General features: G+C 37.2%; 11 protein-coding genes. 6 read left to right on the top strand and 5 right to left on the bottom strand.

Features of this window, described 5'->3' with window-relative positions:
• Positions 1-92: 92 nt before the first annotated feature.
• The 5 genes from G3I01_RS08845 to G3I01_RS08825 all read right to left on the bottom strand — a co-directional run bounded on the left by G3I01_RS08845 (position 93) and on the right by G3I01_RS08825 (position 10,925).
• Positions 93-1,835 (bottom strand): RagB/SusD family nutrient uptake outer membrane protein, encoded by a 1,743-nt coding sequence (locus G3I01_RS08845; protein WP_219547062.1) that lies wholly within the window; start codon positions 1,833-1,835, stop codon positions 93-95.
• A 12-nt stretch (positions 1,836-1,847) separates the two neighbouring features.
• Complete coding sequence (locus tag G3I01_RS08840) at positions 1,848-5,000, bottom strand: TonB-dependent receptor (protein ID WP_219547060.1); 3,153 nt, start codon at positions 4,998-5,000, stop codon at positions 1,848-1,850.
• 10 nt (positions 5,001-5,010) lie between these two features.
• Positions 5,011-6,609: a glycoside hydrolase family 32 protein gene (locus tag G3I01_RS08835; protein ID WP_219547058.1), complete on the bottom strand. Its 1,599-nt coding sequence runs from the start codon at positions 6,607-6,609 to the stop codon at positions 5,011-5,013.
• A gap of 5 nt (positions 6,610-6,614) precedes the next feature.
• Complete coding sequence (locus G3I01_RS08830) at positions 6,615-7,958, bottom strand: sugar porter family MFS transporter (protein ID WP_219547057.1); 1,344 nt, start codon at positions 7,956-7,958, stop codon at positions 6,615-6,617.
• Positions 7,959-8,201: 243 nt separating this feature from the next.
• A complete protein-coding gene (locus G3I01_RS08825) occupies positions 8,202-10,925 on the bottom strand; it encodes a substrate-binding domain-containing protein (protein ID WP_219547054.1) in 2,724 nt (907 codons plus the stop codon).
• Between the two features lie 454 nt (positions 10,926-11,379).
• Here G3I01_RS08825 and G3I01_RS08820 point away from each other — a divergent pair, with 454 nt between their 5' ends.
• The 6 genes from G3I01_RS08820 to G3I01_RS08800 all read left to right on the top strand — a co-directional run bounded on the left by G3I01_RS08820 (position 11,380) and on the right by G3I01_RS08800 (position 16,967).
• Positions 11,380-11,730, top strand: a complete 351-nt coding sequence (locus G3I01_RS08820) for a hypothetical protein (RefSeq protein ID WP_219547052.1) — start codon at positions 11,380-11,382, stop codon at positions 11,728-11,730.
• 106 nt (positions 11,731-11,836) lie between these two features.
• Positions 11,837-11,968 carry a hypothetical protein gene (locus G3I01_RS17115; RefSeq protein WP_257710556.1) on the top strand — a complete coding sequence of 44 codons (132 nt, stop codon included), beginning with the start codon at positions 11,837-11,839 and terminating at the stop codon, positions 11,966-11,968.
• Between the two features lie 365 nt (positions 11,969-12,333).
• Positions 12,334-12,921: a restriction endonuclease subunit S gene (locus tag G3I01_RS08815; protein ID WP_219547050.1), complete on the top strand. Its 588-nt coding sequence runs from the start codon at positions 12,334-12,336 to the stop codon at positions 12,919-12,921.
• A 1-nt stretch (position 12,922) separates the two neighbouring features.
• A complete protein-coding gene (locus G3I01_RS08810) occupies positions 12,923-14,437 on the top strand; it encodes a type I restriction-modification system subunit M (protein ID WP_219547048.1) in 1,515 nt (504 codons plus the stop codon).
• A complete protein-coding gene (locus G3I01_RS08805) occupies positions 14,434-15,708 on the top strand; it encodes a phospholipase D-like domain-containing protein (protein ID WP_219547046.1) in 1,275 nt (424 codons plus the stop codon). Before G3I01_RS08810 ends, G3I01_RS08805 begins: the two co-directional genes overlap by 4 nt.
• Complete coding sequence (locus G3I01_RS08800) at positions 15,708-16,967, top strand: restriction endonuclease subunit S (RefSeq protein ID WP_219547045.1); 1,260 nt, start codon at positions 15,708-15,710, stop codon at positions 16,965-16,967. The genes G3I01_RS08805 and G3I01_RS08800 overlap by 1 nt, the downstream gene beginning before the upstream one ends.
• Positions 16,968-16,971: the final 4 nt, after the last annotated feature.

The following is a 16,971-nucleotide window of genomic DNA, read 5'->3' as shown; positions in this document are numbered from 1 at the left end:
CGTCTCTAAATTAACCGCGAGTTAGTATTTTCTTAAATAGAAACACGAGGCTAACCCCGTGTTTCTTTGACTATCCAAACAATTAATTATAATTAATATCCAGGATTCTGAACATAAAGCCCGCCTGTAAAATCTATTTCTCTTTGTGGGATTGGATAATATTCATCTCTCCCAGCTGTAAACACTGCGTTAGCTAAAAAGTCTCTTTTAGTCTTTTCTTCATCTAGATAAGCGTTCAGAGTTTCTTCAGCTTCACCCCATCTAACCAGGTCAAAGAATCTTGGTCCTTCCATTCCGAATTCAAGCCTTCGCTCAAACTTTAATGCTTTCCAGGCAAATTCTTTACTTGGAAAGGAAGTATATAGCCCTACATTGTAAATATCTGAAGCCCCAGCAGCAACCGGTTTTTCTGTACTAGCCGCAGCTCGTTCTCTAACTTCATTTATTAGAGGAAGTGCTTCATCATATCTATCTAACTGAATAAGCGCTTCCGCTTTAAATAATAGTACATCTGCATATCTAATAAATATTACATTTCTCGAAGTCCCAACGAAAGGACCTTCCTTTACATAGCAGGAACAATCTGGCGCTTGTTGCTCTTTCATATTTCCGAAGAAACCATAAACTCCCGGATCTCTCGCCCAACTAAATTTATAGATCATATCGCCCTGCTCATTTACAGTATTGCGATATTTAAAAGGTCTTCCCGGAACTCCTACGGTGTGATCTAATCTAGGATCTACGGTTAAGCCCGAAGAAACCGCTACTGTACCATCTTCCTGAACATTATTTAAAATGTCTGAATCATTGAAAGAATCTAATAAAGGCAAACCATTTGTATCTGTTCTAAACGCATTTACCATATTCTGACTAGCAAGGTGGAAACCACAACATCCGTATAGTCCAGTTCCATGAGGAGAATTTAAGCCTGTAACGAAGCTGACCCTTCCAACTCTTGTCCCATCATTAATAGAAAATTGTGCAGCCCATAATGATTCAGGTCCATTTTCATACTCAACAAGGAAATTATTCGCGTAATCTGGTTCAAGACTACCGGTAACCTCATTGGCATAATCAATAACTTCCTGAAGCATAGAGGTATTAATACTCACTACCTGGTGGTTTTCGTCCTGTTGATAAGCTTGATAAAGTCTTGTTTTGGCAAGGTATGCCGCTGCGGCATTTTTATCAGCTCGACCAACTTCATCCTGTGCCTCAGGCAAATTATTATAAGCAAAAAGGAAATCGTTAGCGATCATATTCCATAATTCCTGATTTGGAAGATCATTTCCGGTATTAGCGATCTCGTCCTGTGTCAGATCTTCTGTGATATAAGGAATCTTTTTGAATATTCTTTTCAGCATAAAGTGGCAATGAGCGCGCAAAAATCTCAATTCTGCCTGCCGGGTAGTCTTCAGATCATACTCTGCATCAGGTATATCATTTATTACTCTTAACGCAAAATTTATCCTGGAGATAGCTTTGTAGTAGTTTGTCCATGTTCTTGGAGCCATCAATTCTCCTTGATCTGGCACCGTTAGATAATATTGTTCATATCTATCGACTTCGCCAACATCACTTCGACCTCCTCCGCCTTTATAGGAATCATCAGAGCGAACGCTCCCATACACCCACATATGGGTTAAGGGGCCTATCATATCGTCATTCGCAATTCCTGCATAAGCAGCAATCACAAGAGATTCAGCATTTTCAGCTGTTGCTACATTTTCGTTGGAAAGAACTCCTTCCGGTTCATATTCTAAAAAATCTTCGGAACAGGATATTAAAAGGCTGGAAAGCAATAATCCTGTTATGATATATTTTATATTTTTCATGATTGTCATATTTTAAAAATTCACGTTTAGACCAAGAGAAACCACAGTTGGTACCGGGATTCTATTCACATCGGTTCTTTCAGGATCTGATCCTATATAATCATTAGGTGTAAACCAAAACAGGTTTTCTCCCTGAAGATAGATTCTGAAACTTTCCAGGACACCAACTTTTTCAATTAGAGCGTCGGAAAGAGAATATCCTAACTGGGCATTTCTAATCTTGAAATATGAATTGTTTCGAAACAAATAATCGGAAGTTCTTAAATCATTAAAAGCGAGTGATAAAGATGGAATATCAGTATCGGTATTATTTGGCGTCCATGCGTCAAGCACACCCAATCCGGCATTTTCCCTACCCTGAACAAAATTGTTCCAGAATATGTAAGGATCCTGACCAATTCTTCCAGTCACCCCGGAACCGAACACCGAGAAATCCCAGTTCTTATATCCTAGATCTATTCTTATACCATATTCCAAATCAGGTAAGGTTGTTCCTATAAAATCACGGTCATCTGTATCTATAACATTATCTCCATTAAGGTCTTTAAATTTAATACCTCCGGGACGAGCACCCACCTGTTCCGGAGAGCTATCTATATCTTCCTGACTTTGGAAGAGGCCATCTGATTTATATCCAAATATCGAAAATTGAGAATGTCCGAGTATTGAATTTTGTGCCGTTCCCGGGAATCCTGCCCGTACCTCTTCTGGAAGAAATGTGATTTCATCCATAAAAGAAGATAAATTAGTTGAAACTGAGAAAGTAAGTCCATTTTCTAAGGTATTCGTGTACGCAAGGGCAAACTCCCATCCTTTGGTTTCCGTTGTAGCACCGTTTAAAACCCGCTGCTGACCCTCCCCGAGTACGGAAGGAATTGGAGGCGTGGTTAGAATGTCTACGGTTTCCCTGGTAAAATAATCAAAAGAACCGCTCAATTTATTATCAAAAAGTCCAAAGTCTACTCCAAAGTTCCATTCTTTGGTAGTTTCCCATTTAAGATCTGGATTCTCCGCTTGAACAGATACAAACCCGGAAGGTAAGTTTCCTGTATTATTACCATTAATGTCATATGCGGTACCTACGTTATAATACTGCTCAAAGAAACCACCTGTATATTGTGAAAGAGTTGGTCCATATCTGGCTTCATACAGGCCGAATCTGGCAAGATCACCTATTGATTGGTTCCCCACTTCACCATAACCTGCTCTTAACTTCAGATTGGTAATGGTTTCACTTTCATTTAAAAAATCTTCATTACTTAACCTCCAACCTGCAGTCACCGCCGGAAATACTCCATATCGATTATTTTTTCCAAACCTGGAAGATCCATCTCTACGTACAGTAACAGAAGCTAAATATCTATTATCAAAAGAATAATTTACTTTACCGAACTGAGAAAGCAATCGGTTACCCGAAGAACTTCCGTTTGAAGTCCTGGCACCTGTCCCCGCATCTAATACAAAATAAGATTCTTCTTCTACGGCAAATCCTTCAGCTCTTGCAAGAACACTATCAAAATCATTTTTAACGGACTCCACACCAAGAAGTACCCCAATATTATGAGCTCCTAATTCCAGTTTATAATTCAGCGTATTTGTAAATACTACACTCGTGTATTTATTAGTGTCAAAAGTCAGGCTGTTATTACTTCTGGTAATAAAGCCGTTATTTACCCTTGGCTCTATATCTTTTCTCTTGAAATCACTAAAATCTATACCTAAACTAGATCTAAAAGTTAGATTTTCCAGCAGGTCGGCTTCCATATAAATATTTCCAAAGAAATTATTTTTTTCAGCGTTATCCCACCGATTCAAATATTGAATCAATACGGGGTTGTTTCTATCTGAATATCCAGCTCCAATGGGTCCCGCAAAATTTCCATTAATGTCATATACCGGGATGGTTGGAGCAAGAGATATAGCCAACCCAGGAGTAGGTGCACTACCAACATCAGGAGAAGCAAGCGTTTCATCTGAAGTTGAGAGTTGTGTATTTACACCAAAACGCACCTTATCTTCAAACAGGTTAGTATTTGCATTGATCTTAGCCGTATAACGCTCATAATTGGTATATTTAAGAATACCTGTATTTTTAAGATGCCCAAGATTTATAAGGAATGAAGATTTTTCAGAATTAGCAGAAACAGTTAACTCATTATTATAAACATATCCTGTTTCATAAGTTGCTTCCTGCCAGTCTGTATCTCCTGCCGGAACCGTTTCATCTCCACCAACAAATGGTTGAACAGTAACACTATTTAACACGGGATTATCGAAGTCATTATTCCAGTCAAAATTGTAAATTTCTCCATAACCAGATGCAGGATCAGCACCGTCATTTACAGAAGCCCTCCATATGGCTTGACCTCGCTGAACAGCATTCAGCATATCATAACGTTGTTGTTTTTCAGATTGTACTGAAAAATTTGAATTAAAACTTACACTTACTTTTTCTGCACGCCCACTCTTATTCTTGGTGGTAACCACGATCACACCATTACCGGCTCTTGCTCCGTAAAGGGAAGAGGCAGATGCATCTTTCAGTACCTGTATAGATTCAATGGCATCCGGATTCAGGGAGGAAAATACTTCCTGTCTCTGAGTTGGTACTCCATCAATGACATAAAGTGGATCATTGTTCCCTAAAGTAGTTATACCTCTAATGAGTACCCGGCTACTTGCTCCTGTAGGATCTCCAGATTTTTCTACGAAAAGACCAGGAACCCGTCCTTGTAATGCCTGCATAGCATTACCTGAACTTCTACTTTGTCCTTCTATAGGGGCCGTTTCAACAACGGTTATGGCTCCGGTTACATCTACCTTTCTTTCCCTGGAGTATCCTGTTAATACAACTTCATCCAGCATAGCTGAATCTGCCTCCAGAGCAATGTCAATAACACTTCGGCCGTCTACAGGCACTTCTATTTCTTTATAGCCCACAAATGTGAATACTAAAGTAGCATCTGGTGCTACCCCGTCAAGACTATAATTTCCGTCAAAATCTGTTGAGGTTCCCACAGAGCTTCCCTTTACGAAAACTGAGGTTCCCGGAAGTGGCATTCCTTCTGCGGCTGTGGTTACGGTTCCCGTCACTTGTATCTCCTGAGCTGTAATAAAGCTCAAAGGCACAAGGAGCAACAGGAATAAGCTTAATTTTAGTTTCATGTTAGTTTATTTATTTGAATTTTAATTGATATGCTTCTATATGATCCAGAGTGAATTCACCAGCCTCTGCGCTTACAGAGAGTTTCTCCCAGGGATATTTGGGAAAGAATATTTCTGTGATCACAGTTTTTCCTTCGTCAAAAAATAATTCTATGGAGGTTTTATCAAGAATGATAATTCCGCTTAGGTCCTCAGCTCCCGAAATACGTGGAGCTGTAGATATCGTATTCGCAAATTCTTCAGAAAAACCGGCTTGACCTGCTTTAGATCTGTCCAGGTAGAATTCCTTTTTGCCATGATCATATCCAAACATGAGTTCATCTCCCTGCGAATTGGACAGCCTGAATTTATAATTGGTTTGCTTAAGGTCTGAGATTTTAAATCTAATCTCTGCACTGGTCAGGTCTATCTTAGATGAATCTATAATTTTTGTATCACCTTCGATCTTTACATTAGCATCCTTATAACTGATACTCCTGTAATTCTGAAGTTCTTTTGCGGGAACAGAGGTGATAATGTAGCTATCTTCAATCTTCTCAAGTTTTAATTCCCGGGCAATGGTCATGGCACTTCTCCAGGTCTCTGTTGGTACTTTCTCTGCATACTGCCAGTTAGACATCCAGCCCATAAAAAGCTTCCTTCCATTCTCTTCCGGAATATTTGCCCAGGTAACCCCGGCATAATTATCCTTTCCAAAGTCTATCCAGTAATGATGGTCTTCCCCCAGATCCTGCATTTCCTTAACCGGGGTGAATTCCTTGCCATCAAAATCACCAACGAAATACTGGGTTCCGGATCCACCATTATATCCCCCCGGATTCAGGCTTTGAATAAGAACCCATTTTACTTCGTCGCTGTTTTCAACATACATTGGAAAGAAATCGGGACACTCCCACACTCCGCCGTGCGCGCCTAAACCTTCACCAAATTCTGAAGCCAGTTTCCATTCCTTAAGGTTTTGAGAAGTATAGAAAAGGCTTTTATCATCTGCCGCGAGTACCATCACCCATTGCTGGTGAATACCATCCCAGGTCACCTTGGGATCACGAAAATCCTTTATTCCGGGATTCTCGATCACAGGATTCCCCTCATATTTGGTCCAAGTCTTACCTTCATCCAGGCTATAAGCAATGGCCTGGGACTGATAATCTGTTTCTCCCGCTTCTTGTCCTTTTGGATCGTGATAGGTGAACATGGCCACAATAGGCACCTTACCATCCTTTCCAAAACCGGATGTATTGTTGTTATCTACAACTGCGCTTCCAGAAAAAATATAACCTTTCTCATCAGGGTAAATCGCAATTGGTTGTTCCTTCCAGGTGATCATATCGGTACTTATGGCATGGCCCCAATGCATTGGCCCCCATACATTATCGTCTGGATAATGCTGAAAGTAAAGATGGAAATATCCATTATAGAAGAACATCCCGTTAGGATCGTTCATCCAGTTCTTTTCAGGCGTAAAATGGAAGTTAGGACGAAAATCCTCATCCTTCTGGACCTCCATCGCCACAGCTTCCTTGCCTTCTTCATCTTTCCTGTCCATACAGGAGGTTGCTGAGGCAAGCGTCAAAGCCGAAATAAGCATTAAGTTGATTATTCTTTTCATATTGATCAGTTATTTGTAATTGGTACTTGTTGATTATTTATTAAAAGTTCCTCACTCAATTCCTCAAGGGATTTGCCTTTTGTTTCGGGCATCATGAAGATCACGAAGAAGAGCTGTAAAAGCATCATAAAGGCAAAAAAGGCAAAAACATAACCTGGCCCGATACTGGAAAAGAGGAATGGGATCAGAGATGGTATTATAGCCGCCAGCACCCAGTGGGTGGAGGATCCAAAGGCCTGCCCCGAAGCCCTAAGACGATTCGGAAAAATTTCAGATATAAAGACCCAGATCACCGCTCCCTGACCTATGGCATGAGCCGCAATAAAAAAGAAAAGGAAGATTGGGACCCAAAGGCCTCCCCAATTTAGGAAGAACGCGGCCGCTACCAGTGACAGGGAAATAATATATCCTACAGATCCAATAAGCATCAGTTGCCTGCGCCCTAAACGGTCTATAAGAAATACGCCTAAAAGGGTAAATAAAAGATTTACCACCCCTATTCCTATACTGCTTAACAGTGCTGTACTCTCACCCAGGCCAGCCGATTCGAAGATTCTAGGTGCATAATAAAGAAAGGCATTGATCCCCGATAGCTGATTAAAGAATGCGACCAGGAAAGCCAGAATAAGAGGGAAGCGATATTTTTTCATAAAGATATTCTCCCCGGTCTTTTCGGTCTCGGACTGATGCTTTATTTCGGCAAGTTTTTCCCTGACATTTATATCAGGGTTTATAATTTGAAGAACTTTTTGAGCGTCCTGCACCCTTCCTCTGGATATTAACCATCTGGGGCTTCTTGGTATAAAGACAACAAAAAGGACATATATTAAGGCCGGAACTGCTTCTACTCCTACCATCCATCGCCATGGCTGAGCTCCGGTATTCCTTAGAAGGTAATTGGACAAAAATGCGACCAGTATACCTAACACGATATTGAACTGATAAAGGGATACCAGTTTACCTCTTTTATCTGCAGGAGCTATCTCTGAAACATAAGCGGGAGCCGCAATGGTCGAGGCCCCGACCCCAAGACCACCCAGGAATCTAAAAAAAGCAAATGATATAGGATCATTGACCATTGCCGAGCCTAAAGCTGAAACCAGGTAAAGGATCCCTATAATTATTAGAGTATTTTTTCGCCCTATTTTATTAGTAGGAATTCCACCAAATATTGCACCTACTACAGTACCCCATAGAGCCATTGCCATTACTACAGTACCATGAAAGGTATCGGATGTTCCCCAGAGTTCCTGAAGTTGTTTATCGGCTCCAGAAATAACTACAGTATCAAATCCAAACAGGAATCCGGCTAAAGCAGCACTAATTGACCAGGCGAGAATTTTATTCATCTTTCAATTTATTGATATGGAAACCAATGTATGTTTAAAATTCCCTGCTCTATTTTAAGAATTCCTCAAATCATTATAATAATGTTAATTAATAGTGAAATTTATATGAACCACCATGTTTTACAGGCCTTCACATTGGTTTCACCCAATTAGCGAAAACGATGTAGTTTTAAAATTGATACTAGAATTCAAATTATGTATCAATTTTTAAGCTTGGGGTAAAATCCTCTGCCTAATTATTTGTTAAGATTTAAAATGCTTTGGAGAGACTCCATACTTATTCTTAAAAGAAGTGGAGAAATAACCGGGTGAAGAATAGCCAACCTCATAGGCGATCTCTGAAATATTCATGCTCGAATCCTGCAACAGATTTCTGGCTTTCCCAAGGCGCTGGGCATTTATATACTCATTTACACTTATTCCCAGAAGAGCCTTTACCTTACGATATAACTGGACCCTGGAAATCCCCAGGTTAGCCGCCAGTTCTTCTACTGAGAATTCAGGGTTTCTAAGGTTAGCCTCGATATAGGAATTAAGTTCCTTTAAGAAGGATTGTTCAGAAGAATCGAAGTCCTCCTCACTAACCTGGTCTATTTTATTGGTATAGTAATAACGCAGCTTTTCACGATTATATAAAGCAGATTTAATGGACTCCATTAAAATATCAAAGCTGAATGGCTTGGTTATATAGTAATCTGCGCCAGATCTAAGGGCTTTTATTTCAGATTCCGGGTCGCTTAATGCTGTAAGTATGATTGTTGGAATATGAGAAGTCCTGAGGTCATTTTTCAATATCCTGCATATCTCAAATCCCGTCTTATCTGGCAGGTTAAGATCACAGATAATAACATCGGGAATAATTTCCAATGCCTTGTCCACTCCGTCGCTACCGTCAGAAAGAAAAATGCGGTACTCTTTTCCCAGCCTGGACTTAAGAAGACCTGAAAGGTCGATATTATCTTCAATTATCAGGATACTTTCCGCATGTTCATCACCCTGGTCTTCCTCATTTAATTCAACAGAAGTTATTGGTTCAGGCAAATTATATTCCGATCTGGCACCGGTCTCGATCTCCATTTCAGACAACTGATATTCAGAAAGATGTGCTTTACCCTTTAAAAGACAAATTTTAAACTCGGCACCCTGATGTGAAGAAACTGAGATCTTTCCCTTATGAAGCTCCACAAATTGTTTGGTGATATAAAGACCGAGACCAGAACTGGGTTTGCTATTATTGCTGGCCTGGCTATAAGGGTTAAAGATCTTTGTTAGCTCTTCCTTTGGAATCCCTATTCCGGAATCTTTAAAATAGATACAAACTTCATTTTCAAATTCCTTCACCTCAATACTAATGCTTCCGTTTTTAGGAGTGAATTTAAAGGCGTTGGAAAGAATATTAAAAAACACCTTATCTATCATATCACTGTCAACATAGATTTCTGTATCCTTCCCATTTGCCGTAAAGCTAAGGTTAATGGACCTTTTCAGGGCCTCTGCCCTGAAATCTTCTGTTATGCTACTAAGAAAGGGGATTATCTTAGTCCTGACCGGTTTTAAGTTGAAGGTTCCGCTTTCCAGCTTCCTGAAATCCAGTAACTCATTAATCAAACGAAGCAAACGTTTTGAATTATTAATGATAAGGTTTGTTTCATTGGTAATACCTCTTAGATCCTTTTCCGGTTTATCTGAAATAGACTCGATAGAGCTTGTTATAAGCGTAAGAGGCGTCTTGAATTCATGGGACAAAGCAGTAAAAAAATTAATTTTACTCTCATTGGAAAGTTTTAATTTTTCTGCAAAATCCTCTATCTGGTTACGCTGAATAATTATTTTTTTATGATTGATCTCAAGTTCCCGTTTGCTCTTTTTGATCTTTATCACCAGATAAATACTCCAGCTGGTCAGGGCCAGTAGCAGGAGTGACAAAACGATCATAATTTTGATAAGATTACTCTGGGAATTATAGGTCTTAATCTGGCTCTCGATAAAAGCCTGCTGCTTTTCTATATCATTTTGCTGCTGGTTCATTTTATTGAACTGATTCTGCATGATACCTACATTCACCGAATCTATCACAACGGTTCTTAGAATATTATATTTATCAATGTTCTCTCCATTAATAAGATCGCTGGCCAGTTTAATAGCTTCTGAGCCTCCCGTTGGATATAGAAGTGTGACATCCAGTAAACCATCCTTTACCATTTGGATCCCTCCATTTGGTCCAAATAACCCATCCACTCCAATGATACTAATCTCTTTTTCCAGGGATTTTGACCTGGCAACCTCCCAGGCACCCATTGCCATACGGTCGTTATGGGCAAAAATATAATCGGGTGCAGGTACCGAATCCAGAAGCGACGATAAAGGTTCTTTTATTGAAGCCTTTTCCCAATCCCCTCTTAAAGTATGGGTTATTTGCAAAACGGGAACCGAATCCAGCGTATTTTTAAAACCAGTACTTCTTTCAAAAGCAGGAGAAGAACCTTCCTGACCAGTTATTTCAATTATTCTGGCCTCCCCCTTGGAATGTGAAATAATATATTTCGCCGCATTTCTTCCAATTTCAATATTATTAGCACCCACATAGGCCGTAAAATTCCGACCTTCAATTTTCCGGTCTATAATGATTACAGGGATACCTGCATTCATAGCCTTCTCGATCACGGGTGTAATGGGTATGGACTGAATTGGAGAAACAATAAGCACATCAACTTTTTCTTCAATAAATCCCTCGATCTGAGTGATTTGCTTGGCTATGTGATTCTCAGCATCCTTAATTTCAAGATTAAGATCCGGATGCATGGAAGCTTCTACTCTCATCTCCTTGTTCATTTCCCTACGCCAGTTATCGGTAGTCATAGCCTGGGAGAAACCAATTTTGTATTTTTCCTTATTATTTTCTTGACTGCATGAAAGGAATAACAAGAAAAAAATATTAAAAAGTAAAAACTTAATTAGAGACTTCATTGATTAGTATTTAACTAGCTTCTAAAATAGAATTTAAAGGTTGTTTAACAACAAAAAGCTACACCTAAATTGTAAAATTGTGTTAATGTGTTTGAATTGGACGGGCAATCCAAAGCCTGACTTTTTGATGATCCAATGATAGTTGTATAAAAAAAACCTTAGATGTAATTAATCATTTCACTGGGTTAAAAATAAAACAGATATTAATAAAGAAAGAGCGCTTTGAGAAGACTTATTCAATCTATGCTTTTGCTTAGAAACGATCAAGAGAACCTTTGAGCGAAGCGAAAATAATCCAATTTAGATATCCCTAAAGTCAGAAATATTCTAATACAATATTGTTATAATCCATTAATGCTTCAATATAATAAGGCAGCAATACTATTTTATCATTTAATAGTATTACCATAATAATAGAAAACTATAATATTATATTTTACAGAATAACTTAAACATGAAACAAAAAGAAATATTTGTCGATCCCAGCCTAAGTTTTGAAACTAAAAAAATGGCAGAAACGTATTTTGCAATTAAAACCGTTAGTACCATTGAAGGTTTTATTTATTCAGAAGAGGAATTTCTGAATATGTATAAAAACACCTATTCGTTTAATGAGTTCAGAAATGCAAAAATCTATGCAGTTTATGAAGTGAATGATTGTAAAACTTGCCAAAACTCATTTCAAATAATTGTCCGTAATAGACAAGAACTCTACAAATTCCTTCAGTCAGGTGATCTGCTTTGTAATTCCTGTAATATCTATCAATCAAATATTGCAAATACCCTGGGACTCAATTTTAGTTAATAAATCTAAGTAAATGTTGAGAAGTTAAGCATCTCTTTTATAGAGCCTTTGGAAAAATCCACTAATTTTAGACAATACATATCTTAATTTTCTAAACAATAAAATTATGGGAATAAAGCCAGGTCCAAAAAGGACTGCTAAATCAACCGGGAAACCAGACAGACGCCAACGTGATAATAAGAAAGTTCCAGGCAATACACCATCTTTAAAACCTCATAAACATAAAAAGGGTGATTAACCAACAGCATAGTGGGAACGGTTGTAGTATCCAGGTAATCTGAAAAGTTTAATTGAATAAAGGCAATTGTTGCTAAGTTTGTAAATATCCATATCGAACTCTTAATTCGGCATCAATTAAGTAAATTAATGCCGTAATTACCAATAGTTAATTACTAGTAATAAATTAAAAGTCAGCTTCGTCTACCTAGAAACAAATTATTCAAAGCCCTGGATTTTCCTATAACTAAAATTTATTTAGTCAAGCTAATCTTCAAATACATCTTACGCCCTACTTTTATGCATCGTGAATTTTATGCAATATTTTAATTGCAAATGTAAAATTATATTATATATTTGCATCGTAATCATTATGCAAATTTATTTATGCAACACAAGGTAGTTAATTTAAAATCTATTTTAAAGTATCAAGGACTCTCCTCAGGTTATTCTTTCAGAGGCAAGATCAAGAATACGATTGGTGGAAATGTTCGAGTTATACAGTTAAAAGACTTTGAGGGAAACTATACTTTTCTCGGAAATGAATGTTATTTAGTCGACGGCAATAAAATAAAAAGCAAGTACTACCTGGAAACTGATGACATTCTATTTACCGCTAAAGGAACCAATAATTTCGCCCTGGTATTCAAGGAAATAGATAATATTCCAACTATTGCATCTTCAGCACTGTTTGTTCTTAAAACAAACAAAAACATAGCTTATCCACAATATATTGCGTGGTATATAAATCAAACAAAAGTTCAAAATTATTTCAAAACTAATGAAGCAGGATCTTATAATACCAGTATTAATAAAACTACTTTAGAAGAAACACCAATAGCACTCCCTCCGTTAGAACTACAAATTAAAATAGCCAACATTGCTAATCTGAATAATAAGGAATTAGCATTAAGCAATAAGATTATAGACCTAAAAAACAAATTAATTACCACTCAACTTTTAAGTAAATTATAAAATGTCAAATAAATTAAGGCCTACACAGGATCAGATAAACACTGCATTATGGAATGCGTGTGATACATTTAGAGGAGCATTTGATTCGTCAGAATACAAGAATTACATCTTAGTATTTATGTTTATCAAGTATCTAAGTGATGTTTGGAAAGATCATTACAATGAACTTAAAGAACGTTATGGAGATGATGAAGAACTTATTAAGAGAAAGCTGAAGCGTGAACGTTTTGTTCTGCCAGATAATTGCTCTTTTGATTATATCTATGAACATAGAAATGATACGGATATCGGAGAGAAAATTGATAAAATTTTTGCAAAAATAGAAGAAAGTAATATCGAGAAATTAGATGGTGTTTTTAGAAACATCAGTTTTAATTCTGATAAATTAGGACAAACCAAGGATCGGAATCGAAGACTTAAAAATCTAATTAATGATTTTGCAAAACCAGAATTAGACTTCCGTCCATCGCTTTGGGAAGGGAAGCAAGACATCCTTGGAGAAGCTTATATGTACCTCCTTGAAAAATTTGCGTCTGGAGCAGGTAAAAAAGGAGGTGAATTTTTTACACCAAAAGAAGTTTCTGGTTTATTAGCAAAACTAGTTGCACCAAAGGAAGGTGATAGAATTTTTGATCCTACAGCGGGTTCCGGCTCTCTATTGATAAAAGTGGCAGAGGAAACCAAGGATGCTCAAGGTAATCCAACAGATAATTTCGCGATCTATGGGCAAGAAAGTAATGGTGATACATGGGCATTGAGCAAAATGAATTGCTTTTTGCATAAAATGGATTCAGCTCAGATCGAATGGTGTGATACCATTAATAATCCTAAATTAATTGAGGGGGATGTATTAATGAAGTTTGATATTGTAGTTGCCAATCCTCCTTTTAGTCTTGACAAATGGGGGCATGAGAATGCAGAAGCAGATCGCTATAAGCGTTTCCTTCGTGGTGTTCCTCCTAAATCTAAGGGAGATTACGCATTTATTCTTCATATGATAGAGACTACGGCTCCTAATGGTAAAGTAGGTGTAATTGTACCACACGGTGTACTATTCCGCGGAAGCGCAGAACGAAAAATTAGAAAAAAGCTCATAGAGGAGAACTTGTTAGACGCAGTAATCGGCTTACCTACTAACCTTTTTTATGGTACAGGAATTCCTGCAGCAATACTCATTTTCAATAAAGCGAAAACTACAAAGGAAATACTTTTTATAGATGCCAGTAAAGATTTTGAAGATGGAAAGAAACAAAATGTATTGCGCACACAAGACATCAATAAGATTGTAGATACTTATAAAAGGTTTACAACTATTGAAAAATACAGTTCAGTTGTTACCCTATCAGAAGTGTCTGAAAATGACTATAATCTAAACATACCTCGGTATGTTGACACATTTGAAGAAGAAGAACCTATAGACGTAGCTGCCGTGCAAAAAAACATCGTTCAATTAGAATTAGAGTTGGAGCAAGTAAGAGCTGAAATGAACAAACATTTAAAGGAACTTGGATTTTGAAAACGGTATTACGATTAGAAACAGAATTTAAAAGTTTCATCCGTAAAGCAGATGAGATATGTATTGCAGTAGCTATGTTAACAGACTATGGACTGCAGTTATTTGATCATAGAGATGAAGACTGTACTTTAGAATTTTTAGTTGGTTATGATTTACCTACCCAACCTTCAGCGCTCCAAAAATTAATAAGTGAACGCATAGAAACAAAAATTTACGATGTAAAAAACCAATTCTTTCATCCTAAGCTATATCTATTCAGAATAGATGATAATTGGACAGCTTTCCTAGGTTCTGGGAATTGTACTAAAGGTGGTCTTCTTAATAACATTGAACTCAATTTCAAAATTGAAGACCCTGATGCTGTACAGGAATTGTTAGACTGGTATGTTACCTATTATAATTTAGGTTCAAACCTAGACCAGGAGTGGTTGAATGAATACAGCTTGTTCTATGCTGAAAGAAGCGATAGAGAAAAAGAATTACGATCCATTACAAGGCAGTTTAAGAAATCGACCGGTGTAACTAAAGGGAAGGTAGCCTTATCTGATTATGATTTTGCAGGTCAATTTTTCACTTTTGAACATTACAATGCCTTTAAGGCTCCAAAACCAATTTTGGATAAACCTGGCCCAATTGCAGAGAGATTGAAAGTACGTAATAAGATGGAAGAATTGCATAATCGTATATATCCAGTAATGAAAGGAAAAGGCTGGGAATTATATCCGCATCATCAAACCCAACATTTAACCTCTTCCTTTAGACATAATGAGCGCGCATCAAGTTCATTGGATGCTATATGGTTACACTATGGGCGAGATGAACCTGAAATAGAAAAATATAAAGAAGCTTATGGAGATAACATGACTTCATTGTTTCATATGCGGGCGGAAGTTCTTATTAGAAAAGATGTTATATGGGTAGAGTTAAGAGTTGGAAAAAACAATGGAAGTTACCCAGATAGAAATTTCATAAGAGAACAATTGAAAACCAATAGGTTATTTGCAGAAAAATATTATGCTCTTATTAAAGATCTAGACAATGATTTCACAATCACCGTTGCAGATGATGAAGTTCCGGTAAGGGAATTTAAAGATTTAGATGAACTTAAGGAATTTACACTGAAAGACAACCCTAAATTCTTTTATTTCAGAATAGGCCGCGAATACAAACCTGACGATAAAGCTATTTCGGATAATAATATAGAATCTACCGTCATCAACGATTTTGCCCAGCTATATCCTATTTACCAACTATTTAAGCATCAATTTTAATGATAGAATCGGAAACAGACTATAATATCGTTAACGCAAAAGAAGGTTATAAGAATACCAAGTTAGGTTGGATTCCTGAGAATTGGAGTATCAAATCCTTAGATGAACTTGGGGAATTTTCAAAAGGCAAAGGTATCGCGAAAAAAGATATTTTAGAAGAGGGAATTGAGGGATTACCTAGCGTTAGATATGCCGAAATTTATACACATTATCATAACTACACTACCTCATTCAAATCAAGAATTAATAAAGATTCTGCGCAGAATAGTAACCCCATAGAAAAAGGTGATATCTTATTTGCTGGCTCTGGAGAAACACTAAAAGAAATCGGGAAATCCATAGCATATTTAGGAGACCAGACAGCATATGCTGGAGGTGATATAATTATTTTTAAACAAAAAAATCAAGATTCTCAATATTTAGGATACTTATTAAATACGGATGTCATTAGAAGTCAATTATTCAAAATTGGTCAAGGCCATTCTGTTGTTCATATATATTCAAGTGGTTTAAAAAAATTATTCATTCCACTCCCGCCCCTGCCAGAACAGCAAAAGATAGCATCAATAATCAACACCTGGGATGAAGCCATCAAGGAACAAGGAAAACTGATTGCCCAAAAACAGGAACTCAAAAAAGGATTAATGCAACAGTTACTTACTGGTAAGAAACGGTTTGAAGGATTTGATCAAGAATGGAAAATTTCGAAGTTGGGTGATATTGGTAATGTCAAAATGTGCAAAAGAATATTTAATTCTGAAACAAATCCTGTAGGGGGAGTTCCATTTTACAAAATCGGAACTTTTGGCAAAGAGCCAGACGCTTACATAGAAGAGGAACTATTTGAAGAGTATAAAAAAAGATTTTCATATCCTAAAATTGGTGAAATATTAATTTCTGCTTCTGGCACCATAGGCCGAACAGTAGTCTATAATGGAGAGGAAGCATATTATCAAGATTCAAATATAATTTGGATTGATAATAATGAAAACTTGGTTACTAATAAATTTCTTTTCTATGTTTTGAATTTTGTCCGTTTCGAAACGGAAGGTGGGACTTTAAAGCGTTTATATAGTTATATATTAAAAGAGACAGAATTCTTACTTCCTTCGCTAGTTGAGCAAGAAAAAATTGTAGGAATTCTTGAAGCAGTTCATCAAGAAATTGAAAAACTTGATTTGAAATTAAAGAATCTAAAAAAACAAAAACAAGGTATAATACAGCAATTTTTGACTGGAAAGAAGCGGCTGAAATTATAAAGAT

Source organism: Gramella sp. MT6 (genome assembly GCF_019357415.1).
Classification (GTDB): Bacteria; Bacteroidota; Bacteroidia; order Flavobacteriales; family Flavobacteriaceae; genus Christiangramia.
This window is presented reverse-complemented; position numbering and strand designations above follow the sequence as displayed.